At 72.9% G+C, this 22,311-nt stretch carries 24 protein-coding genes; 5 read left to right on the top strand and 19 right to left on the bottom strand.

The annotated features are described in order from the left end of the window. Positions 1-7: 7 nt before the first annotated feature. Together FHS29_RS05710 and FHS29_RS05705 are read right to left on the bottom strand one after the other, a co-directional pair. Positions 8-868, bottom strand: a complete 861-nt coding sequence (locus FHS29_RS05710) for a TIM barrel protein (protein ID WP_446689060.1) — start codon at positions 866-868, stop codon at positions 8-10. Beyond that, complete coding sequence (locus tag FHS29_RS05705; protein ID WP_184688980.1) at positions 865-1,863, bottom strand: Gfo/Idh/MocA family protein; 999 nt, start codon at positions 1,861-1,863, stop codon at positions 865-867. The genes FHS29_RS05710 and FHS29_RS05705 overlap by 4 nt, the downstream gene beginning before the upstream one ends. A 138-nt stretch (positions 1,864-2,001) precedes the next feature. Between FHS29_RS05705 and FHS29_RS05700 the strand changes: the two genes are divergently transcribed. Continuing rightward, a complete protein-coding gene (locus FHS29_RS05700) occupies positions 2,002-3,006 on the top strand; it encodes a LacI family DNA-binding transcriptional regulator (RefSeq protein ID WP_184688978.1) in 1,005 nt (334 codons plus the stop codon). 1 nt (position 3,007) lies between these two features. Here FHS29_RS05700 and FHS29_RS05695 read toward each other — a convergent pair whose 3' ends face one another. The 4 genes from FHS29_RS05695 to FHS29_RS05680 form a co-directional block, all read right to left on the bottom strand. Then, the gene (locus tag FHS29_RS05695; RefSeq protein ID WP_184688976.1) at positions 3,008-3,235 is read right to left on the bottom strand and encodes a hypothetical protein; all 228 of its coding nucleotides are present in this window, start codon (positions 3,233-3,235) and stop codon (positions 3,008-3,010) included. After that, on the bottom strand, positions 3,220-4,797 hold the full coding sequence (locus FHS29_RS05690; RefSeq protein WP_184688975.1) for a hypothetical protein: 1,578 nt from the start codon (positions 4,795-4,797) through the stop codon (positions 3,220-3,222). The genes FHS29_RS05695 and FHS29_RS05690 overlap by 16 nt, the downstream gene beginning before the upstream one ends. Before the next feature lie 154 nt (positions 4,798-4,951). Continuing rightward, the gene (locus tag FHS29_RS05685) at positions 4,952-5,263 is read right to left on the bottom strand and encodes a DMT family transporter (RefSeq protein ID WP_184688973.1); all 312 of its coding nucleotides are present in this window, start codon (positions 5,261-5,263) and stop codon (positions 4,952-4,954) included. 2 nt (positions 5,264-5,265) lie between these two features. Then, positions 5,266-5,997 carry an SDR family NAD(P)-dependent oxidoreductase gene (locus FHS29_RS05680; RefSeq protein ID WP_184688972.1) on the bottom strand — a complete coding sequence of 244 codons (732 nt, stop codon included), beginning with the start codon at positions 5,995-5,997 and terminating at the stop codon, positions 5,266-5,268. A gap of 83 nt (positions 5,998-6,080) precedes the next feature. Here FHS29_RS05680 and FHS29_RS05675 point away from each other — a divergent pair, with 83 nt between their 5' ends. After that, the gene (locus tag FHS29_RS05675) at positions 6,081-6,632 is read left to right on the top strand and encodes a TetR/AcrR family transcriptional regulator (protein WP_184688971.1); all 552 of its coding nucleotides are present in this window, start codon (positions 6,081-6,083) and stop codon (positions 6,630-6,632) included. A gap of 209 nt (positions 6,633-6,841) precedes the next feature. Here the strand turns inward: FHS29_RS05675 and arfB are convergent, their stop codons facing one another. From arfB to FHS29_RS05640, 7 genes are all read right to left on the bottom strand, one after another. Then, entirely contained in the window at positions 6,842-7,270 is a 429-nt protein-coding gene (gene arfB, locus FHS29_RS05670; protein WP_184688969.1) for an alternative ribosome rescue aminoacyl-tRNA hydrolase ArfB, read from the bottom strand. Between the two features lie 10 nt (positions 7,271-7,280). Beyond that, positions 7,281-8,099, bottom strand: a complete 819-nt coding sequence (locus FHS29_RS05665; RefSeq protein ID WP_184688967.1) for a hypothetical protein — start codon at positions 8,097-8,099, stop codon at positions 7,281-7,283. Then, complete coding sequence (locus tag FHS29_RS05660) at positions 8,096-8,590, bottom strand: SigE family RNA polymerase sigma factor (RefSeq protein ID WP_184688965.1); 495 nt, start codon at positions 8,588-8,590, stop codon at positions 8,096-8,098. The genes FHS29_RS05665 and FHS29_RS05660 overlap by 4 nt, the downstream gene beginning before the upstream one ends. A 57-nt stretch (positions 8,591-8,647) precedes the next feature. Then, the gene (locus tag FHS29_RS05655) at positions 8,648-9,343 is read right to left on the bottom strand and encodes a hypothetical protein (protein ID WP_184688963.1); all 696 of its coding nucleotides are present in this window, start codon (positions 9,341-9,343) and stop codon (positions 8,648-8,650) included. A 114-nt stretch (positions 9,344-9,457) separates the two neighbouring features. After that, on the bottom strand, positions 9,458-10,531 hold the full coding sequence (purM, locus tag FHS29_RS05650) for a phosphoribosylformylglycinamidine cyclo-ligase (protein ID WP_221455468.1): 1,074 nt from the start codon (positions 10,529-10,531) through the stop codon (positions 9,458-9,460). Positions 10,532-10,555: 24 nt separating this feature from the next. Beyond that, entirely contained in the window at positions 10,556-12,091 is a 1,536-nt protein-coding gene (gene purF / locus FHS29_RS05645; protein WP_184688961.1) for an amidophosphoribosyltransferase, read from the bottom strand. A gap of 105 nt (positions 12,092-12,196) precedes the next feature. Then, entirely contained in the window at positions 12,197-12,928 is a 732-nt protein-coding gene (locus FHS29_RS05640) for a maleylpyruvate isomerase N-terminal domain-containing protein (protein ID WP_184688959.1), read from the bottom strand. 160 nt (positions 12,929-13,088) lie between these two features. Between FHS29_RS05640 and FHS29_RS05635 the strand changes: the two genes are divergently transcribed. Both FHS29_RS05635 and FHS29_RS05630 read left to right on the top strand, forming a co-directional pair. Continuing rightward, positions 13,089-13,403 carry a DUF2563 family protein gene (locus FHS29_RS05635; protein ID WP_184688957.1) on the top strand — a complete coding sequence of 105 codons (315 nt, stop codon included), beginning with the start codon at positions 13,089-13,091 and terminating at the stop codon, positions 13,401-13,403. Then, a complete protein-coding gene (locus FHS29_RS05630) occupies positions 13,400-15,385 on the top strand; it encodes an alpha/beta hydrolase (RefSeq protein WP_184688955.1) in 1,986 nt (661 codons plus the stop codon). Before FHS29_RS05635 ends, FHS29_RS05630 begins: the two co-directional genes overlap by 4 nt. Here FHS29_RS05630 and FHS29_RS05625 read toward each other — a convergent pair whose 3' ends face one another. The 6 genes from FHS29_RS05625 to FHS29_RS05600 form a co-directional block, all read right to left on the bottom strand. Continuing rightward, positions 15,386-15,730 carry a hypothetical protein gene (locus FHS29_RS05625; RefSeq protein WP_184688953.1) on the bottom strand — a complete coding sequence of 115 codons (345 nt, stop codon included), beginning with the start codon at positions 15,728-15,730 and terminating at the stop codon, positions 15,386-15,388. A 36-nt stretch (positions 15,731-15,766) separates the two neighbouring features. Continuing rightward, on the bottom strand, positions 15,767-16,144 hold the full coding sequence (locus tag FHS29_RS05620) for a sterol carrier family protein (protein ID WP_184688951.1): 378 nt from the start codon (positions 16,142-16,144) through the stop codon (positions 15,767-15,769). A 32-nt stretch (positions 16,145-16,176) separates the two neighbouring features. Next, on the bottom strand, positions 16,177-16,983 hold the full coding sequence (locus tag FHS29_RS05615) for an ESX secretion-associated protein EspG (RefSeq protein WP_184688949.1): 807 nt from the start codon (positions 16,981-16,983) through the stop codon (positions 16,177-16,179). A gap of 105 nt (positions 16,984-17,088) precedes the next feature. Then, positions 17,089-18,414, bottom strand: coding sequence for a PPE domain-containing protein (locus FHS29_RS05610; protein WP_221455467.1), 1,326 nt, complete (start codon positions 18,412-18,414; stop codon positions 17,089-17,091). Between the two features lie 35 nt (positions 18,415-18,449). Further along, positions 18,450-18,836, bottom strand: coding sequence for a transcriptional regulator (locus FHS29_RS05605; protein ID WP_184688946.1), 387 nt, complete (start codon positions 18,834-18,836; stop codon positions 18,450-18,452). A gap of 115 nt (positions 18,837-18,951) precedes the next feature. Then, a complete protein-coding gene (locus FHS29_RS05600) occupies positions 18,952-19,551 on the bottom strand; it encodes a DUF3558 domain-containing protein (RefSeq protein ID WP_184688943.1) in 600 nt (199 codons plus the stop codon). Positions 19,552-19,687: 136 nt separating this feature from the next. Here FHS29_RS05600 and FHS29_RS05595 point away from each other — a divergent pair, with 136 nt between their 5' ends. Continuing rightward, a complete protein-coding gene (locus FHS29_RS05595; RefSeq protein ID WP_184688941.1) occupies positions 19,688-22,306 on the top strand; it encodes a glycoside hydrolase family 2 protein in 2,619 nt (872 codons plus the stop codon). The last annotated feature ends 5 nt before the right edge of the window (positions 22,307-22,311 follow it).

Raw genomic sequence — 22,311 nt, 5'->3', positions numbered from 1 at the left:
GGTTGGACTAGCCGGTGAACTGGGTGAGGTGCGCGAGGCTGCGCGCGGTGTCCCGCACTGGTGTGTCGACCGGGAGGCCGTCACCCAGGGCGGTGTCCTGCTCCAGGACGAACCATCCGGTGTAGCCGTTGTCCCGCAGGATTTCCACCAGCGCCCGCACGTCCACGTCGCCGTCGCCCAGCGGCACGTACATGCGCTGCCGCACGGCGGCCGTGTAGCCGATGTCCCCGTTGCGCACGGTGGCCGCGATGTCGGCCCGCACGTCCTTCAGGTGCACGTGCCCGATCCGCTCGGGGAAGCGGCGGGCGAGTTCCACCGGGTCCGTGCCGCCGATCAGCAGGTGGCCGGTGTCCAGGCAGAGCGGGAGGTCGGAGTCCGCGAGGAAGCGCTCCACCTCGGCGGTGCGCTCGACGTGCGTGCCCACGTGGGGGTGCAGCACGGTGCGCAGGCCGTGGCGCGCGGCGGTGTCGCGGATCCGGGCGGCGGTGTCGACCAACGTCCGCCACCGCTCGTCGGTGAGGGCGGGCCGGTCGTCGTAGCCGTCCAGCCCGGTCGCGGCGGCCAGCACCAGCACGTCCGCCCCTGCCGCGGCCAACAACCCGGCCACCCGGTCGGCCTCGTCCACAGCGGACCGGCGACCCTCGTGCAGGACGACCGCCAGGAAGCCGCCGACCAGGGACAGGCCGTGCTCGTCCAGCAGCTTCGCCAGCTCGGCCGGATCGGCGGGCAGGTAGTCGGGCGGGCCGAGTTCGGTGGCGGTCAGGCCGAGCGACGCCATCCCGGCCAGCACGGTCTCCGGGGCCGGCACCGCGCCCCAGCCCGGGACCTCGCAGACACCCCACGAGATGGGCGCTCCGGCGATCTTCACGCGGTCACCTCCAGGATGCGGACGGGGGCGCCGGAACGCCGGGACCGCTCGCAGGCCTCGGCGAGCCGGAGGCTGACCAGACTCTCCCGCGCGGGCGACGGGTTCGCCACCCCGCCGGCCACCACGTCGACGAACACGGCCATCTCGTTGAGGTAGGCGCGGTGGAAGCGTTCCGGGAAGCCCGGGTAGGCGTCGCCGACCCGCGGACCGTCGGGCTCCAGGGACGTCAACGGCGTGCGCGGGTCCAGGCCCACGGTGAGCGAGTCCTTGCTGCCCAGCACCTCGATGCGGTGGTCGTAGCCCAACGGGTCGTGCCGGCCGCCGGCCAGGGTCGCGTGCGCGCCACCCGCGAACCTCAGCAGCACCACGGCGTTGTCCACGTCGTCGGCATCCGCGAACGCCTGGTGCACCAGCACCGACCCGGACGCGTAGACCTCCACCACGGGTTCGCCGACCAGCCACGGCACCGCGTCCAGGTCGTGGATGAGCAGGTCGCGGAAGATGCCGCCGGAGTGCGGCAGGTAGGAGAAGTCGGGCGGCTGCGCGTCGTTGCCGAGCGCGCGCACCAGGTAGATGTCGCCGACCTCGCCCGCGCGCACCCGGCGGTGCAGCTCGGACACCGCCGGGTCGAACCGGCGCTGGAAGCCGACCAGCACCTCCACGCCGGACCTCTCCACCTCCGCCACCAGCGCCCGCATCTCGTCCAGGTCGCTCGCGACGGGCTTCTCGCACAGCGTCGGCACGCCCGCCGCGATCGCCTCGCGCAGCAGCGCGGGGTGCGTGGCGGTGGGCGTGGCCAGCAGCACGCCGTCACTCGCGGTGAGCAACTCGGTGAGGTCGTCCACGCTCCTGGTGCCCGGTAGCCCGGCCGACGCCCGCGCCGCGCGGCCGGGCACCGGGTCGAACAGCAGCACCTCGTCCACCCGGTCCAGGGACGCCAGGTTGGTCGCGTGCATGGTGCCGATCCGGCCGACTCCGGCAACTCCGATCCGCATCCGGAGAGCCCCCGTCCTGGTAGGAGTAGGTCTGGCGGTAGAGCGCACTATTGTTGGAGCGCTCCAATGCTGTAGCGTCCGTCACACCGGAGTCAAGGGCGCGCTCCCGACCCACGACCGTTGCGCAGGGGAGGCCCGGTGGCCAGGCCGACGATGGAGGACGTCGCCGCGCGGGCCGGGGTGTCCCGCGCGCTGGTCTCCCTGGTGATGCGGGGGTCACCGAAGGTGAGCGACCAGCGGCGCGCCGCCGTGCTGGAGGCCGCCGGGGAACTGGGGTACTCGCCGCACGCGATGGCCCGCTCGCTGGCCAGCCGCACGTCGCACGTGCTCGGCGTGATGGTGTCCGACCTGCACAACGCGTTCTTCGCGGAGGTCGTGGACGGCCTGGACGCGGTGGCCCGCGAACAGGGCTTCGAACTGATCATCAACACCGGGGGCCGCAGCCCGGCACGGGAGCGCAAGGCGCTGGAGAGCCTGCTGTCGTTCCGCCCGGCGGGCTTGGCGTTGCTGTCACCGGTCGTGCCGTCGGCCGCGATCAAGTCGGCCGCCGACCAGACCTCGGTGGTGCTGGTGGCCCGGTCGTCCCGGCTGTCCACTGTGGACACGGTGAACGACGACGGAGGACGCGGCATCGGGCTGGCGGTCGACCACCTGGTTTCGCTGGGGCACCGGAGGATCGCCCACCTGGACGGTGGCGAGGGCACGCAGGCCGCACCCCGGCGGCGCGGCTACCTCACCGCGATGGCCGCGCACGGTCTGGAACCGCGGGTGATGAGCAGCGAGTACACCGATGCGGCGGGGGCCAAGGCCGTCCGGGAACTGCTGGGCCGCAGCGGGATGCCGACCGCGATCGTGTCCTGCAACGACTTCAACGCGGTCGGGGCGATCTCCGCGCTCGAAGACGCCGGCTACCGCGTGCCGCAGGACATCTCCGTCGTGGGGTACGACAACACGTCACTCGCGGCACTTCGGCACGTCTCGCTGACCACCGTCGACCAGCCGCGCAACGAGTTCGGCCGGCTGGCCGCCGAAGCACTGCTGCAACGCGTGCGCGGGGAACGCGCCGAGCCGGTCCGCCACCTGCTGCACCCGTCACTGGTCGTCCGCGGCACGACAGCTCCTCCGACGACATCGCCTCGGTAGGTCAGCGGTCCGCCGCGCGCGGGTGGGCGAGGCCGAAGTCGGCGTCCGCCGGCTGCCCGGCCAGGTCGCCGAGCGTCGAGTAGTCCACCACGTACCGGCCGGGCGCGGTACGCGTGACGACCGGCGTCCCACCGTTGCTGCTCGCCTTGCGCGCCCACCGGTGGTCGTCGCCGGGCAGGTAGCCACCCCACCTGGACCACTGGTGGTCCGGGTTCAGCCGCACGGGCACACCGGCCGCGTAGCCGTGGTGGTCGACCCGGGCGTAGCCCCAGCCGGCGCGGGCCGGCCCGGGTCGACGGCCTGGAGCGGGCCGAGCCGTTCGCCGGGGTCGAGCGGCTTGCGGAGGGCGGCGACGCCGAACTGGAGGTCGGCGGGCTGCCCGGAATCGTCGAGGCACAGAACGTCTGCCCACACCTCGTTGACCGGGTGCGGGAACGCTTCCCAGGTGGACGTGTGGCAGTGGCCGGTCGCGGTGGCGCCGGACAGCACCGTGCCGCCCGACGTGCCGACGCCCTTCGCCAGCACCCGGTAGCGGCCCACGCCCAAGCGGTGCAGGTCGAACGCGCCGCCCGTGCTGTTGTACGACCGCGCCGGGTCTATCCGCAGGTCCGGTGCGGTGCCGGTGGTCTGGGCGTACGCGCCGATCGACCCCGCCGGCGGTGCGCCCTCGACGTAGGTGGCCGCCCACTTCGTGTCCGTGGTGCACCGGACGCGGATCGTCGTGCCGCGAATGCCGCCGGACTGGCAGCGCGCGAAGTCCGTGCCGTACGGGGTGACCTGCACGTACCCGTTTCCGGTGAAGCCGCGGATGTCCACCTCGTACAGGCCCACGCCGAGCCGCCGCACGGGCGCGTCCGGCGGGATCACCGCGCTCCGTTGGCCCGGTTCGGCGAGCAGGAGGTTGAACCGGGTGTTGATCGGTGTGCCGCCGTTGGCACAGGCCACCACGACCACCTGGTCCGCGCCGACGGCCCGGTTGTCGCGCACCACGCAGCCGACCGGGTGGGCCTCTGGGTAGTGCGTGACGTTCGTGTGCGCCACCACCTCGGAGGAGGCCAGGCCGGGCAGGCGCAGCCGGTAGACGCCGGTGCTCTCCCTGGTCACCCTGACGGGCCGGGGCGTGCCCCACTGCCACGTTCCGATCAGGTCCGTTTCCACGCCGATCGGTGACTCCGCCGGCTCCACGCGGGCGAAAGCCCACTTCACGGACAACGGCGGTGGTGAATCGGTGCCGGGCGGGACCGTGGTGGCCGGCGGTGGCGGAGTGGTCTGCGAAGCCGGCGACGGGATGGTCGACGCGGTGGTCGGCGGTGTGGCCGCAGTGGTGGTGGCCGTGGTGGCGGGGACGACGACCGGCAGCGCCTCCCGCCGCAGCTGCTCCCGGCGCGACGGGACGCCGGGCGTGATGGTCGTCGTGAGCGGGACCGCAGTCGCCGGGACCGCGGCGGCCGGGCTCGGTGTGGCGGGGGCCGTCGTGCGCGGCAGCGCTGGCGGCACGCCGAGGGTTCCGGTCAGCCCGGTCGGAGGTGGCGGCAGGGCGGCGAGGTCGGCGCGGTCGTTCTCGGTGGCCAGGACCGCGATCACGGCGGCGGCCACCAGCCCGACCGCCCCGGCCGCGACCCGGACCAGGGCCGGGTTCCCGGGCGGCTCGGGCACGTCCTGCGCGGTGCCGACCCGGCTGCGGAAGAGCGGCCGGGGCTTCGCCTTGCCGCGCAGGAAGATCCGGTGCCGGGCGGTGCTGTCGCCGGCACGGGGCGAGTCCAGGAGGGGTAAGTCCTCGTCGGCCATCATCGGATGCATCTCCCGCTGCGGAGGAACCGTTACGACGGCCGGCGCGTGCGCGGCGGCGGCCGGTGCCAGGACACCTACCACCGTCGCGCACGCCGCCGGGGTGCGAGGACCCCGGTCACTCGTTCAGAGCAGTGCGACTGCCGACGATCGGCGTTCAGACGATCTTCAGGCCGACGACGCCGACGACGATCAGGGCCAGGCACGCGAGCCGGAGGGGTGACGCGCTCTCGCCCAGCACGACGATTCCGACCAGCACCACGCCGACCGCGCCGAGCCCGACCCACACCGCGTAGGCGGTGCCCAGCGGCAGGTGCCGCACCGCCATGGTGAGCATGACGAAGCTGACCACGGCGGCCGTGATGCCGACGAGCGCGGGCCACAGCCGGGTGAAGCCTTCCGAGCGTTCCAGCGCCGTCGCCCACACGACCTCCAGCAGGGCGGCGCCGAGCAGCAGCAGCCAGGCCACGGCTACGCCACGGCCCCGGCGTCGACCAGGAACGACGCCCCGGTGATGTTCCGGCCGCCCTCGCCCGCGAGGTGCGCGACCGTCGCGGCCACGTCCTCCGGGGAGCAGTAGCGGTTCAACGCGGTGTACCGGCGTTCCTCGTCGGCGTCCGGGCCGTCGGCCGGGTTCATCTCGGTGTCGGTCGAACCGGGGTGGACGAGGTTGACCGTGATGCCGCGCGGGCCGAGGTCGCGGGCCAGGCCCTTGGTCAGGCCGACGAGCGCGGACTTGCTCATCGCGTACAGCGCCCAACCGGGGTACGGCACGCGTTCGGCGAGGCTGCTGCCGATGGTGATGATCCGGCCGCCTTCGCCCAGGTGCGGCGACGCGGCCTGGGCGAGCACGAACGCCGCGCGGACGTGCACGGCCAGGATGCGGTCGATGTCCGCTTCGGTGACGTCCTCGAACGGCCCGTACGGGGCGATGCCCGCGTTGTTGACCAGGATGTCGAGCCCGCCGAACGCGTCGACGGCCCGCGTGACGGCCTGTCGGAGCCGGGCGGTGTCGGTCGCCTCCGCCCGGACGGCCAGCGCCTTGCCGGCCAGCCCGTCGACCAGCGCCCGGGCGCGGTCGGCGGCTCGCGCGTAGGTGATCACGACGTTCGCGCCCTCGTGCGCCAGTCGGGTGGCGATGGCCGCGCCGATGCCCCGGCTGCCGCCGGTGACCAGCGCGGTCCTGCCGTCGAGCTGCCCCATGGTTGGCTCCCATATCCGGAATTGGTTCCGCTTACTGTAAGTGGAACTGGTTCCGTTTGTCCACGGCGGTTTAGGCTGCCCCGGTGAGCGAGCGGGCCGACGCCGCCCGGAACCGGGCGAAGATCCTCGCCGCGGCGGCGGACATCGTGGCCACGCGGGGGATCGGAGGACTGGGGATGGCCGAGGTCGCGGCCGCCTCCGGAGTCGGCGTGGGCACCCTCTACCGCCGGTTCGGCGACCGGTCCGGCCTGGCGCACGCCCTGATCGACGAGTCGGAGCGGGAGTTCCAGCAGACCTTCCTGTCCGGCCCGCCGCCGCTGGGACCGGGCGCACCGGCCGTCGACCGCATCCGGGCGTTCCTGCACGCCCTGACCGACCGCACGCTCGCCCAGCTCGAACTGCTGCTGACCGCCGAGACCGCCGGCCCGCTGGCCCGCTTCGGCGGGGCGTACGACGCGTACCACCAGCACCTGGCGATCCTGGTCGGCCAGGCACGGCCCGGACTGGACGCCGCGTTCACCGCGGACGCCCTGCTCGGACCGCTGGCCGCCAACCTGGTGTCCCACCGGCGTTGGGCCGCTCCGACGATCAAGGCGGGGTTGGACGCCCTGGTCGCCGGGTTGTTCGACGGTTGATCAAGCGGGCCGGACGTCCGGGCGGGGTGTCGGCCGGTGAGTGCCGAGGCGACCGGACCTGCCCGCCGGCCCGCCGGTACCCGTGGCACTTCGTCGCCTCGGGAGGCGGAGGGGCGGTCGCGGAACGGCGGCATCGGACGGCCCGGTGACCGGCAGGTGCGGCTCGGGCATCGGCACGCGCGGCCCGGGCATCGGCACGCGCGGCCCGGTCAGTCCCAGCCGCCGCCGCGCCGGCCGTCCTTGGTCCGCGCCCGGCGCTTCTTCTCCGCGATGCGGCGTTCCTTCGAGCCCCTGGTCGGCTTGGTCGGCCGGCGCACCGGGGGCGGGGCCGCGGCGGCGTCGCGGAGGATGCGGGCCAGTCGTTCACGGGCCGCCGCGCGGTTCTGCAACTGGGCGCGGTTCTCGCCGGCGGTCACCGTCAGCACGCCGTTGACCAAGCGGTTCTCCAGCCGGCCGAGCATGCGGCTGCGCAGCCAGGGCGGTACGGAGGGGGAGTCAGCCAGGTCGAACGACAGCTCGACCCGGCTGTCCGCCGTGTTCACGCCCTGTCCGCCGGGACCGGAGGACCGGGAGAACCGTTCGCTCAACTCGGCCGCCGGTATCACCAGCGTCCGCGTCACGATCAGGTCCTCGGCCACGCGGACAAGGTTAGAACGACAGCCCCGGCAGTGTCGCGATCTTTGCCAGCTGCTCGTAGGTCAGCGGCGCGGTCGGGCCGGTGTGGTCGCCCCGGTGGTCGGAGTTGACGGCGGTCACCGAGACCAGACCCCCGTCCGACGTCCTCGCGTGCACGGTGAGGGCGTGCCCTTGCTCGTACTTGAAGTCGACGACCGCGACCTCGGTGTCGCGGAATCGGCGCAGCTCGCAGGTGGTGTGCTGCGCCTTGGCGGCACGACAGCCGAACGGCCTGCCGCTGAGCGTGAGCACCACCTGCCCCGGCGGGTCGAGCAGCAGGCCCACCGCCTTGTACTCCCCCTGGCTCACGACGAACTCCCAAGCGCCCATCGGGTTGCCCGGCACGCCTTCGGCCGGGAAGTCCTCCGGCACGCCGGCCTTCGCCAGCAACCCGGTCAGTTCGGCGGCGTGCGCGGCGTCCACCGGCTTCGGCGGCTTGGGTTCGACGTACGCGCCAGGCGGCTCGTCGGTGCCCGGCGCGCTGGTCGCACCGGGCGGGAGCGGCGCCGTGGTCGGCGCGGCGGGGTCCGCACCGGACGGCGGGAGGGTGGCCACCGTGCCGGAAGGCGGCGAAGCCACCTGCGCTGAAGCCACCTGCGCCCCACCGCCCCCGCTGGACCCGAGCATGGCGGGCACGCACACCGCCGCGACGGTGGCGAGGGCGGCGATGGCGGTCGCGGAACGGCGGACGCCCACCTCGCGGCGGGCGGCCCGCACGATCGTGGCCGTGTCGATGGTCAACGGCGGCTCGTCGTCGAACGCGGTTTCCAGGGTCTGCTTGATGTCGGTCACACCTGCTCCTCGAATACGTGGCGCCCGAGAAGCCGCCGGAGGGTGGCGAGGCCTTTCGCCGCCTGGCTCTTCACGGTGCCTTCGGTCCGACCGAGGAGGCGGGCGGTCTCGGTGACGCTGAGGTCCTCCCAGTAGCGGAGGACCACGACGGCCCGCTGTCCCGGGGGCAGCGCGGCCAGCGCGGCCCGCACGTCGAAGTCGGCGGGGGCGCTGCCGGGCACCGGGGTCTCCGGCAGCGCCTCCACCACGGTCTCCCGCCGGCGGAACCCGCGTCGCGACTCGTCGATGGCGGTCCGCACCAGGACCTTGCGCGCGTAGGCGTCCACCGCGCCGTCCCGCCGCACGCGGGGCCACGCGACGTAGAGCTTGGTCAGCGCCGTCTGCACCAGGTCCTCGGCGCGGTGCCAATCACCGCACAGCAGGTACGCGGTCCGCCGCAGCACCAGCGCACGGGCGTCGACGAACTCCCCGAACTCGCGATCGCGGTCCAACTCGCCCTCCCTCGGTCGCCGCTTGGTACGGACCGGACCCGGCGGGAGGTTGCCCCGTCACCCGAAACTGACCACCGGCCGCAGCCGCAGGTCCACCGCGCAGTCCCCGCCCCCGACCCGTCGGACCGCGAAGGTGAACCCCTCGCCGGTCTTCAGCGGGAACTCGGCGCGCGACTCGGACTCCCGGGCCACCCCCTCGGCCACCACGGACCCGCCGACCGATGCCGTCCAGTTCAGCTCACCCGCGGCGGAGCAGCCGCTCACCTGGAGCACCAGCCGCGCCACCCCGTCCTTGGGCGTCTTCCGCTCGACACCCCCGAATTGCGCCTCCACCGTGCCGCCGGTGGCGAGCGTCCACCGGTTGTCCGCCACGCAGACGGTGGCCTCGCCGCCGTTCGTGCACTCCTGCGTCACCCGGGGCTGGTCGCCGCCGACCACCTCGGGCTGGCCGTAGTCCGGCATCAGCAGCATCAACAGCCCCAGCGCCGCCCCGAACGCGCTCACCGCGAACGCCGCCCCGGCCGCGACGAACACCGCCCGCACCCGCCGCCGCACGACCTCGGTCCGCTTCCGGGCGTCGGCCTCGATCGCCTCGAACAGCTCCGGCTTGTCGGTGGCGACGGACAGGATCAGCGCGAGGTCGCGCATGGTGCCCTTGGTGGCGCGCGCCGCCATCCACGCGGCCAGCGCCGCGACCACCGCACCGACGATGCCCGCCAACCAGGAAAGGCGCTCGATCAAGTCCCACGACACCGGGTCATCCAAGCAGGAAACCCAGTCGCGCCAACCGCTTTTCGAGCCGGAACCGGCCGCGCGAGCGCGACCGGTGGACTCGCGGAACCCGGGACGCGCGGCCCGGGGCAGGACCTAGAACCTCGGGTGGTCGCCGACCAGCGCGGTCGGCTCGGCGGAGCGGCTCACCTCGCCCAGCACCCAGGCCGGGACGTGGCGGGCGGTCAGCACGGCCAGGGAGCGGTCCACGTCCTCCGGGGAGACGACGGCGACCATGCCGATGCCCATGTTGAACGTCTTCTCCATCTCCTCGCGGTCGACCCGCCCGCGCTGCGCGATCATCGCGAACACCGGGGCCGGGGTCCACGTGCCGCGGTCGAGCCGGGCGGACAGGCCCTCGGGCAGCACGCGCGCCAGGTTGGCGGCCAGCCCGCCGCCGGTGATGTGCGCGAACGTGCGCACCTCGGCCTCCGCGGCGAGCGCGAGGCAGTCCTTGGCGTAGATGCGGGTCGGCTCCAGCATCTCCTCGCCGAGGGTGCGTCCGAACTCCTCCACGTGACCGGACAGCGGCATCCGGCCGATGTCCAGCAGCACGTGCCGGGCCAAGGAGTACCCGTTCGAGTGCAGGCCGGACGAGCCCATGGCGATCACCACGTCGCCGTCGCGCACCCGGTCCGGTCCGAGCATCCCGGACGCCTCCACGACGCCCACGCCGGTGCCGGAGATGTCGTAGTCGTTCTCGCCCATCAGGCCGGGGTGCTCGGCGGTCTCGCCGCCCAGCAGCGCGCAACCGGCCAGCACGCAGCCCTCGGAGATTCCCTTGACCAGCGCCGCGACCTTGTCCGGCACGACCCGGCCGATCGCGATGTAGTCCTGGAGGAACAGCGGTTCGGCGCCGCAGACGACCAGGTCGTCCACCACCATCGCGACCAGGTCGATGCCCACCGTGTCGTGCTTGTCCAACGCCTGCGCGACCGCGATCTTGGTGCCGACCCCGTCCGTGGACGACGCGAGCACCGGCTCCTTCCAGCGGTCCAGGCGCAGCTTGAACAGGCCCGCGAAGCCGCCGATGCCGCCCAGCACCTCGGGACGCTGCGCCTTCGCCGCCCACGGCTTGAGCTTCTCCACCGCCTCGTCACCCGCGGTGATGCTCACTCCGGAGGCGGCGTAGGTGGCCTTGGCGGTGTCGGTCACGTCACTCTGTTCCATGTTCTGGGGCATCCGTAGCTGTCGTCAGGGCCGGCGTAGGGCGTCCTCGGCACCGTACCCGTTCGCCAGAACGGGAGCGGCCGAGCCCGCGACGCCCCGGATGCCCTCCAGCAGGTGCTTGCCGATCAGCGCGTCCTCGGGCAGCGGGATCGGGTAGTCGCCGTCGAAGCACGCCGTGCACAGCCTGGTCCGGGGCTGCTCGCTGGCCGCGACGAGCTGCTCCAGCGACACGTAGCCCAGCGAGTCGGACCCGATGGAACGGCGGATGCCGTCGTCGTCCAGGCCGTTGGCGATGAGCTCGGCGCGGGAGGCGAAGTCGATGCCGTAGAAGCACGGCCACTTGACCGGCGGCGACGCGATCCGGACGTGCACCTCCAGCGCGCCCGCCTCGCGCAGCATCCGCACCAGGGCGCGCTGGGTGTTGCCGCGCACGATCGAGTCGTCCACCACGACCAGCCGCTTGCCGCGGATCACGTCCCGCAGCGGGTTGAGCTTGAGCCGGATGCCGAGCTGCCGGATGGTCTGCGACGGCTGGATGAACGTGCGCCCCACGTAGGCGTTCTTGACCAGGCCGGACCCGTAGGGGATGCCGGAGGCCTGGGCGTAGCCGATGGCGGCGGGCGTGCCGGACTCGGGCACCGGGATGACCAGGTCGGCCTCCACCGGGTGCTCGTGCGCCAGCCGGCGGCCGATCTCCACGCGCGTGGCGTGCACCGACCGGCCGGCGATCGTGGTGTCCGGGCGGGCCAGGTAGACGTACTCGAAGATGCAGCCCTTGGGCTCGGGGTTGGCGAACCGCGACGAGCGCAGGCCGTTCTCGTCGATCGCGATCAGCTCGCCCGGCTCGACCTCGCGGACGAACGACGCGCCGACGATGTCCAGCGCGGCGGTCTCGCTGGCCACCACCCAGCCGCGTTCCAGCCGGCCGAGCACCAGCGGCCGGACGCCCTGCGGGTCGCGGGCCGCGTACAGCGTGGACTCGTCGGAGAACGCGAGGCAGAACGCGCCGCGCAGCGTGGGCAGCAGCTGCATCGCGGCCTGCTCGATGCCGAGGTCGGCGGCCGCTGCCGCGAGCAGCCCGCACACCAGGTCCGAGTCGGTGGTCGCGCCGTGCCTGGTGTCCACGCCCACTTCGCGCGCCTTCATCAGCAGTTCGGCGGTGTTCACCAGGTTCCCGTTGTGCCCCAACGACAAGCCGGAGCCGGTGGCCGTGGTGCGGAAGGTCGGCTGCGCGTTCTCCCACGTGGTGGAGCCGGTGGTGGAGTAGCGGCAGTGGCCGACCGCGACGTGGCCGTGCAACGACGACAGCACCTGCTCGTCGAAGACCTGGCTCACCAGGCCGAGGTCCTTGAAGACCACCACCTTGCTGCCGTCGCCGACCGAGATGCCGGCGGCTTCCTGGCCGCGGTGCTGCAACGCGTACAGGCCGTAGTAGGTGAGCTTGGCGACGTCCTCACCCGGCGCCCAGACGCCGAACACCCCGCACTCCTCGCGGGGTTCCTGCTCTTCGGTGTGCTCTTCGGTGTCGGTTCGGCCGGTTGCTGACGGGTCGGTGACCACCGAGTGCTCCCTAGCGACGAGGTCGGGCTGCACTGCGAGTGTAAGGCGAACGGGGGGTGGACCACCCCCATCAGGACCCACGGGAAGTGACGAAACGCACCCCGGCTAGTCCAGTTTCAGCACACCGAGCACGTTCCGGTCGCCCGTCGCGGGCAACGGCAGCCGCCCCCACAGCCCGTAGTGCACGATCTGCGCCTCGCCGGTGACGCGCACGTCGGTCTCCTCGCCCGGCCACGCCGCGCGCACCTCGGGCACCAGACCGGGTGCCAGCTTCACCACCCACGCCTCGGGGACGTCGGTGAGCTGCACCAGCGCGGTGCCCTCGGCGGTCGGCGGCACGTCGGCGGCGTACTTGGCGGCCAGCAGCGTCCCGAGGGACTCCTCGATGCCGTCCACCGCGAAGTCGGTGTCGCCCTTCACCAGTTCCCGCAGGGCGGCCTGCGCGTCCCACCGGCGCAGGTCCACCTCGTGCGCGATGCGGCGGTGCCACACCCAGGCCAGGTCCGGCGAGGCGGGCGAGAACGTCCAGGCGGGCCGGTTGCCGGGCACGTCCGGCAGCACCTCGGCGGCCAGCGCGAGCTGCGCGTCCAGGTAGTCCAGCGGCACCACGTCCACCGGCACCGGGGGCAGCCGCAGCCGCACGGTGCTGCCGCTGCGCAGGTACTCCAGCGACGTCTGGAGGAACCGCCCGACGTGCAGCACCAGCTCGGTGAACGTCCAGCCGGGGCAGCTGGGCACCGGCGCGGCGGGATCGGCACCGCCGACCGACGCGCGGAACATCGCCGCCTGCTCGGTGAACTTCTCGGTCCACCGCTGGGTGGTCCAACCTCCGGCCACGCGCTGCCTCCTAGGTCCGTGCCCGGGTCATCGTGCCGCACCCGGTGTCCGCGTCGTCTTCGGTGTCTTCGGGGTCTTCGGTGTGCGGGGAAGCGGGAACCGGCGATGATCCGGCTGCGTCGCACTGTCCAGCGGCTGGCGGCACGAAGGGTGGGGAACCGTGTTCGGTGTGCAACCGGAGACCTTGCGCGCGGCGTCGAAGGAGTTCCACGACGGCGCGGACGCGACCGGCGACGGGGCTGAACTGATCTCCATGCTCAGGCTTGACGCGGACGCGCTGGGGCGGGTTCCCGCGGCGGCCGAGTTCGTGGACGCGCTCGCCCGCTGGTCCGGCGAGCAGTCCGACGACCTGCGCCGGGGCTCGGCGTGGTACCGCGACGCGGGCGACGGCCTGGTCGAGAACGCCGACGCCTACCAGCGGGCCGACGACGACTCGCGCACCTCGTTCCGCGGCCTGGAAGGCGGTCTCGCGTGAGCTACGTCGACCCCGAGGTCCTGTACGGGCAGCTGGCGACCGGCGACGCGGGCCGGGTGGCCGCCGCCGCCGACCCCATCAGCGGCGCGATGAGCGCGGTGAGCCGCGCGGGCCAGGCCGTGACCTCCGGCGGCAGCACCGCCACGTCGACGTGGAAGGGCGGCTCGGCGGACAGGTTCGCCGCCCGCGCCGACCTGTCCAGCCGGTCCGCCGCGGTCGCGGGCGAGCGGCTGGGGGTGGGCGTCGACGTCGTGCAGGCCGCGTCCCGCGCGTACGGCCGGATGCGCGGCAGCGCCGACCAGCTGATCGACTTCTGGCGCGGTCGTTCGCCCGCGTTGGACGAGGCGCAGACCCGCGAGCTGGCGCGCCGCGTCAACGAACAGCTCGACAACGTGAAGACCGGGTACGAGAACGTGCTGCGGTCGTACGCGTCGGCGCTGTCGAAGGTCCGCCCGGGCTTCGAGGAGACGGCGGGCAAGGACGCGGGCTGGGCCAACGCCGTGCAGCAGATGCGCACCACCGCGACCGTGCCGGGTCCGGGCAGCGACCCGAAGCAGGTCGCGGCGTGGTGGAAGTCGTTGACGAAGGAGCAGCAGGACGAACTGCTGCGCAGCAAGTTCCAGGAGCTGGGCCGGCTTCGCGGCCTGCCGTCGGACGTGCTCGACCAGGCCAACCGCGCCCGCATCCAGGACGACCAGCGGCGCTTCTCGGCCGAGCGCGACGCCCTCAAGGCGCAGATGGACGACCGCGCCCGGGAGCTCGGGCTCGACCCGGACAAGTCCGACGACCTGACCGCGCTGATGAACGACCCCCTGTACGCGGACCTGTCCGAGCAGCAGCAGGAGGCCGCCACCAAGGCCGAGAACGCCGAGAAGGTGCAGAAGAGCATCGCCGACGCGGAGAAGCTGGCGCGGGAGAAGGGCTGGTACGACGAGAACGGCGACCCGGACGTCCGGATCATGGCGTGGGATCCGTACGGCCCGCGCGGCGACGGTGCGACCGCCATCGCCTACGGCAACCCGGACACCGCGAAGAACCTCGCGGTCTGCGTCCCCGGCACCGGCTCGACGCTGGACAGCTTCTCCGTCAGCCAGGCGGGCAACCTGCGGCACGCGATGGGTGCCGAGGGCAACGCCACCATCCAGTGGCTCGGCTACGACGCCCCCGGCTGGTCGCCCGGCGAGGTGGACAACCCGGCGCAGGCCCGCGAGGGCGGCGCGAACCTGGTCGCGGACGTGGCCGGCTACCGCGCGGCGGGCGCCCCCGGCCAGCACCTGACCGTGATCGGCCACTCCTACGGGTCCACCACGGTCGGCTTCGCGGGCATGAACGGCCTGGCGGCGGACGACATCGCGTTCGTCGGCTCGCCGGGCGTCGGCGCGTCGAACGTCGGCCAGCTCTCGGTCGGCCCCGGCCACGTCTACGCGGGCGCCACCGAGCACGACCCGGTCGTGCAGGGCACCAGCTCCAGCTGGTTCACCCAGGACGGCTCGTCGGTCGGCCCGTACGACGACCGGTTCGGGGCCAAGGTGTTCGGCACCTCCGACGGCGCGTCGGCCCTGGGCGCCCACTCGCAGTACTACCACCCCGGTTCGGAGTCGGTGGACAACCTGGCCAAGATCGCCACCGGCAACGGCGGGGCGGTGTCCGACCAGAAGTGGTACGACTCGCCGATCGGGCCTTCGCTGCCCGGATCGCACATCCCGGTGATCGGGCCGGTGATCGACAGCGCGAGCAGCACCGTGGCCGGTGCCGCCGACCTCGTCGGCGACGCCGGCAGCGGGCTCTACAACGCCGGCCGGGACGCCTGGAACGGCAACTGGTCCGACGCCGGCACCGGCCTGCTCAACACCGGCAAAGAGGCCCTCAACGACACGGTGGACGTGGTCGTGGGCGGCGTCGGCGACGTGGTCGAGCTGGGTCGTGACGCGGTCGAGGGCGCGGGCAAGGTGTGGGACAAGACCGTCGGGTCCTGGTTCTGATCAGCGGCTCCGGCAGGGTCCGACGTCGGTCCGCACGCCCTCCTGGTCGAAGCCGCTCTCGTCGGACTGGCGCACCCGGCACACCACGACATCGCCGACCCGGACGCCTTCGGGCAACCGGTCGAGGTCGGCGATCCTGGTGCCGATCGGCTCGACGGACCCGGGCTCGTCCTGGTCGATCTCCAGGTTGGCGTAGGGCGGCACGGTCTTGCCCATCGACTCGGAGGCGGGGTTGAGCCGGGTGACCTTGAAGGTCACCTCGCCCTCCCACTCCTTGCCGCCACCGCACCCGGCGAGCAGGAACCCCATCGCGGCCACCACCACTCCCACCTTCAGCGCCTTCACCCGGCCGAGCTTAGCCAGGGCGGCACCCGCCGACCGTCAGAACCGCAGCACCGGGAGCAGGGCCGACAGGTCCGCCCTGCTCCCGGAGGCGGTGACCTTCGCGCCCTCCAACGCCGCCGCCCAGCCGAGCCGGCCGACCGCGAGTTCCAGCCACGTCCGCGGGTCGGTCTCGATCACGTTCGGCGGCGTGCCGCGCGTGTGCCGAGGACCGTCCACGCACTGCACGGCGGCGAACGGCGGAACCCGGACCTCCACGCTGCGGCCGGGCGCGAGCTGCTCCAGGGTGCGCAGGCTGAGGCGGACCGCCGCGGCGAGCACGGGCCGCTCGGGCTGCCCGGCGGTGCCTTCCAGCCACGGCAGCACGGCGGCGACGGCGGCGCGCAGCTCGTGGGGGTCGACCGGTTTCGACGGCATCTGGCCAGGTTATCGAGCTGATCGCGGACCGGTCAGAACCCGGCCGCGCGCATCGCGTCGGCGAGCAGTTCCTCCACCTGGTGGGCCAGCCGGCGGGAGTCGGTCGGGGTGAACGTGCTCCACGGCACGGTCCCGTTCGACGCGCGCCGCTGCTGCAGGTACCGGCCGTCCTCGGTGTCGAAGAACGCCACCACGCGGTCCGGTCGGCAGCGCTTGCCGTACTTGTCCCGGGCCGCCGCGCCGAAGTTGCCGGTGTGCACCAGGCCGGTGAACATCTTGACCAGCGTGGTCGCGTCCTCCTGCCGCACGCCGTGGTCGCGCAGCGAGTTCTCCAGGCTCTTGGGCGAGCCGTCGGAGTTCTTCACCGCCGCCTCCAGGTCGGCGCTGGGCATGGTCACCGAGTGCCCGGAGCCCGCCGGGTGCGCCGGCAGGGTGCCCAGCACCGCCGACGGCAGGCCGCTGCCCGCCGCGCGGCGGAACGTCAGCCGGTCTTCGGTGAGCGTGGCCACCGCGCCGTGGTCGCCGTTCGCCACGGCCAGCACGCGCACGCTCCTGCCCACCCACACCCGGCCGTCGACCTCGCGCTCCGGCCGGAAGAACAGCCGCAGCAGGTAGTCCAGCTCCGGGTGCAGGCCGGTCGGCCCGCCCAGGCCGCGCGCGCCGACGCCGTGCCACACCCGGCGTTCCAGCTCGGCCCGCTCCCGGTGGGTCTTGCCCGGCGACGGGACCTTGATCACCAACGGCATCGGACCGAGGTCGAGCCGCTCCCACAGGACGTCGAACTCCTCGGCGGAGAGGGTGATCGGCTCCCTCTCGGCCTGCCCCCCGAAAATGGTCACTGCTGCTCCAGGTCGACCGAGCACCGGCCCCACCCGGTCGATGGGGCCACCTGCCGGTCCAGGCCAGGACCCCGCCGGGGACCTGGCCTGGACGCACACCTCGAACTACTGCGGGGTCTCCCCGATCACCGGCGGCGCGACCAGGCGGTCGTCGCCGAACACGTCGTCCGTCTCGACCAGGAAGTCGGCGGCCTTGTGCTCGACGTCGTCCTCGCCGTTGCCGGCGCCGTGCCCGGCGCCGGCACCCATGCCGCCCACGCCCGGACCACCGGGACGACCGGCCGCGCCGGGACCACCGGGGCCGCCGGGAGCACCGGGGCCGAAGCCGCCGACTCCGGCCATGCCACCGCGACCGGGCACGCCGCTCGGGTTGCCGCTGCCGGGACCGCCGGGCATCCCCGGACCGCCGGGAGCACCGGGCATGCCGGGGCCGCCGAAGCCGCGACCCAGGCCCGGGCCGCCGGGACCGCCGGGGCCACCGGGACGACCCGGACCGCCGGGCATCCCCGGCCGGCCGGGACCGCCGGGACCGGGGCCGCCCTTGGGCGGCAGACCAGGACCCTGCGGCGGCTTCCAGTTCGGCGGCGGGGTGCCGGGCGGCGGCAGACCGGGGCCGCCGACGGGCGGCTTGGGCAGCGCGATCGGCGGAGGCGGCGGAGTGGGCGTCGGCGGTACCCACGACGGGTTCGTGGTGCCGCCACCCGGCGGCACGACGGTCGGCGGGGGCGGCGAAACCGGCGGGGGCGTCGGCGAGGACGGCGGGGCCCAGGACGTCCGGGTGGTGCCGTCGCCCGGCGGGGTCCAGGTCTGCGAGCTGGTGTAGTTCGCGCTGCTCTGGTTGTAGCTGCCCGCGCCGGCCGGCGGCGGGGTGTCGATCACGACCTGCGGCGGCGGGACGAACTCGCCCAGCGTGTCGCTGTTCCACTCGCTGCTGGACTGGTAGTTGTTCATCACCTCGACGGCCTTGGCCTCGGCGTTGTCCTGCGCCGCTTCCTGGGCCTCGTGGTCCTGCTGCTGCTTGATGACGTGGATCATGCCCGCCGGGCCGCCCAGCACGCCGAGGATCTTCTCCCCGGTCGACGGGGCCTCGGTGGTCACCATCACCGGTTCCGGCATCTCCTTGCGGGCGTCGGCGATGTAGTCGCCCTGGAGCTGCGCGGACGTCTTCATGGTGTCCGAGCCCTGCTTGGCGTCGCCCGCCCACTGCCCCAGCGGCGACAGCGCGACCTGGGTCTCGTCGGCGGTGGAGCCCTCCCACTTCGCGCCGAGCTTGGCCAGCGCGGCGTGGATCGACTCGTCGACCTCGGCCAACGCGTCGGACAGGCCCTTCCAGCCGTCCTCCACGGGACGGGAGGCGGCGACGCCGGGCCCTTCGTTGATCATGCGGTGCAGATCGGGGTGGGTATACCCGCGCCAGCGGTGGTCACCCATCGTGCTCGCCCCCCTCGGGTGCGTGGTCGTTCAGGTCAGTGGTTGTGGATGCGTCCCCAGGACGCCACGTTGTCGCCCTCGACCCGGCGGTAGTCCGCCTCGATCGCGGTCAACTGGTCGACGCAGCCCTGGAGCTGGTCGCGGTAGGCCAGGATGGCGTTCAGCGCGGCCGTCTCGCCGGTCTCGAAGGTGTCCCGGTTGAACGCCTGCGCGGTCTCCTTGCTGACCGGGTCGCCTGCCCAGGCGCGCGCCCGCACGGCGGTGACCGCGTTGTTGATCTCCGGCTCCAGCCGGTTCAGCGCGTCGGTGAACACCTTGCGCGCCTCCGGGATCGCCGTGGGATCGACGTGCAGCTTCTGCTGCGTCCCGCTGTACTCGGGCGGAGTCGACGTGGACCCCCCACCACCATCCGCGATGAACACGGCACACCCTCCTCAGTACTGCACTTGCCCCAGCGTGTGCATTCGGGACGACTCTAGCTCTGATGCGTGACGCGGGTGGTCGGTTCCCGTCGCAAAGGGAGTAGTTGCACTCATCTCACCTGGCCACGAGAGTGGCCACCACGGCCCCGGCGATCTGCGGCACGAGCCGGCACAACTCGTCGACGTCGGTCCCGCCGAAGCTGCTCACGTTGGCGTCCACCATCTGGCCGTCGGACACGTCGACCGCGATCGTGCACTTGGGCAGCCGGCCGGGCTCCTTGATGAGGACCGCCGGGAAGCCGGCCACCTCGAGCTTCTCGGCCTTGTCCTTCTCCGCGCTCTCCGTGTAGAACTCGATGCCCTCGGTGCCGATCACGGTCGTGCCGACGAGGTACTTGCGGTCACCGCGGTTGAAGTGGCAGGTCGCCCAGTCGAACTCCGGCACGGTGCCCTTGGTCGGCGGCTGGTCGGCGCCGAACTGCGCGCGCTGCGCCTCGGTGAGGAGGCTGCACGGGTCGACCTCCCGGACGTTGATCGTCTTGGGTCGCTTCGCCGGTTCCTTCGCGGTGGACGACGGCTTGCCCGCCGACGTCGTGGCACCCGGTGAATCCGAGGTGGAGCCCGCGGTGGAGCCGGAGGTGGGCGAACCGGTCGTGGTCTGCGAGCAGCCCGCGAGCAGCAGCACGGCGGCGAGGATCGGCACGGCACGGCGCATGGGCCCAACGTATCGGATCACTGCGCACGGAGCGTCGCGAACGAGGCACTCCTGTCACTCGTTGGCCGCATTGCCGGCGACCCCGTTGTGGGAAACGTTCCTTACAAGAGCCGCCGCCCTGGATCGGGGAGGAGCAATGCGCTCACGCGCAGTACCGCTCGTGGCGGCCTTGGCGCTCGTGTTCGCCGTGCCGGACGCCGTCGCACAGCCCACCGCACAGCCCACCGCACCGCCCGACTTCACCGTCACCGCGTCACCCGGTTCGGTGTCCACCGTCCCGGACTGGCGGATGCAGTCCAGCGCCCGCGCCACGCAGGGCGGCAACGTCATCTCGACCACCGACTACGCCGACGCGGGATGGCTCACCGTGCCCGCCCGGTCCACCGTGCTCGCCGGGCTGATCGCCAACGGCAGGTACCCCGACGTCAACCACGGCGAGAACCTCAAGCAGGTCGACCGCGACGACTTCGCCGTGCCCTGGTGGTACCGCAAGGTGTTCCAGGCTTCGCCGCGGCCCGGGGTGCACACGTTCCTCAAGCTCAACGGCGGCGTCATCGCGCGCGGCGAGGTGTGGCTGAACGGCACGCTGGTCGCCGGGTCGGACAAGGTAGTCGGGGCGTACCCGACGCACGAGTTCGACGTGACGTCGTTGCTGCGCAACGGGGACAACGCGCTGGCGATCCGGGCGTCGTCGTCCGACCCGCAGAACGACCTCGTGATCCACTTCATCGACTGGGCGCAGCTTCCGCCGGACCGCAACCAGGGCATCTTCCGGGACGTGCAGCTCGCCGCGTCCGGACCGGTCTCGCTGCGCTTCCCCCGCGCCACGGCCGACCTGCCGCTGCCCAGCCTGGCGTCGGCCGCGGTGACCGTGGAGGTGGAGGCGCGCAACAACACCGGTTCGGCGGTGACCGCGGACGTGTCCGGCACGATCGGTCTCACGCCGTTCACCTCCTCGGTGTCCCTGGCGGCACACGAGACCAGGACCGTGACGTTCACCCAGGACGTCGACCGGCCGCAGGTGTGGTGGCCGTTCCAGATGGGCGCGCAGCCGCTCCACACGGCGTCGTTGGAGGCGACCGTCGGCGGCGTGCGCTCGGATGTGGCGTCCACCCGGTTCGGCATCCGCGAGGTCACCTCGTCGCTGGTGCAGGGCGCGCGGCAGTTCTTCGTCAACGGCAGGCCGTTCCCGGTGCGCGGCGGTGGCTGGGCGTCGGACCTGTTCCTGCGCACGGACGTGCGCAGGATCGAGGACCAGCTCGACCTCGTGCGCAGCATGGGGATGAACACCATCCGGCTGGAGGGCAAGCCGGAGAACGACGAGCTGTACGACATCGCCGACCGGCTCGGCATCATGCTGCTCACCGGCTGGGAGTGCTGCTCCAAGTGGGAGGACTACGCCTCGTTCGACGCGGAGGACGACCGGGTCGCGGGCGAGTCGGCGGAGAGCGAGGCCCGGCGGGTGCGCAACCACCCGGCCATGCTGGGCTTCCTGATCGGCAGCGACGCCGCGCCCGGCGCCGGGCTGGAGAAGACCTACCTGGACGCGCTGGCGCGGGCCGACTGGGACCTGCCGGTGATCTCGTCCGCCAAGGCGTCGAGCTCGCCGCGGCTCGGCCCGCCCGGCATGAAGATGGACGGGCCGTACTGGTGGGTGCCGCCGAACTACTGGTACGCCAAGCGGTTGGGCGGCGCGTTCGGGTTCGCGTCCGAGATCGGGCCGGGGCCGACCGTGCCGGAGCTGGACGAGCTGCGGAAGTTCCTGACCCCGTCGGACATCTCGAAGCTGACCGACTACAACGCCGTGCAGTACCACCTGTCGCCGTCCACGACGTTCAACAGGTTCACGTTCTGGGGTACCGCGCTGGACAACCGGTACGGGCGGCCGGGGTCGCCGGAACAGTTGGTGCGCAAGGCACAGCTGGCGAACTACGAGACGAACCGGGCGCAGTTCGAGGCGTTCGGGCGGAACTCGTCGGACGCGTCGAAGCCCGCCACCGGCGTCATCTACTGGATGCTCAACAACGCCTGGCCGACCATGTACTGGCACCTGTACGACTACTACCTGGCCACGGCCGGGTCGTACTTCGGCGCCAAGACGGCGTTGCGGCCGTTGCACGTCCAGTACTCCTACGACGACCGGTCGCTGGCGGTGGTCAACACCGGGTTGGCGGACGTGCCGGGGCTGACCGTGCAGGCCACGCTGTTCAACCTGGACGGAACCGTGAAGGCGGACCAGACCCGTCCGGTTTCGGCGCGCGGCAACGGATCCGTGCGGGTCGGCACGCTGCCGCAGCCCGGCGGGCTGTCGACCACGTACTTCGTGCGGCTGCTGCTGAAGGACGCGAGCGGTCGGGTGGTCGACCGGAACGTGTACTGGTTGTCCACCAAGGCGGACACGCTCGACTACGGCGGCTCGACGTGGTACCACACGCCGCAGTCCGGGTACGCGGACCTCAAGGGGCTCGACAACCTGAAGCCCGGTCAGGTGTCGGTGACCACGTCGTCCTCGGCCGCGGGCACCGATGTGACGTTGCGGAACACCGGGACCTCGGTGGCGTTCTTCGTGCGGGCGTCGGTGCGCAGGGGCGTCGGCGGGGCCGAGGTGCTGCCGACGCACTGGAGCGACAACTACGTGACCCTGTGGCCCGGCGAGTCGGTGACGCTCGACGCCCGGTACCGCCCGTCGGACCTCGGCGGCGCGACACCGTCAGTGGAGGTGTCCGGCCACAACGTGGCCCGTGTCGTGCGCTGACCCGT

Source organism: Saccharothrix tamanrassetensis (assembly GCF_014203665.1).
Lineage (GTDB): Bacteria > Actinomycetota > Actinomycetes > Mycobacteriales > Pseudonocardiaceae > Actinosynnema > Actinosynnema tamanrassetense.
This window is presented reverse-complemented; position numbering and strand designations above follow the sequence as displayed.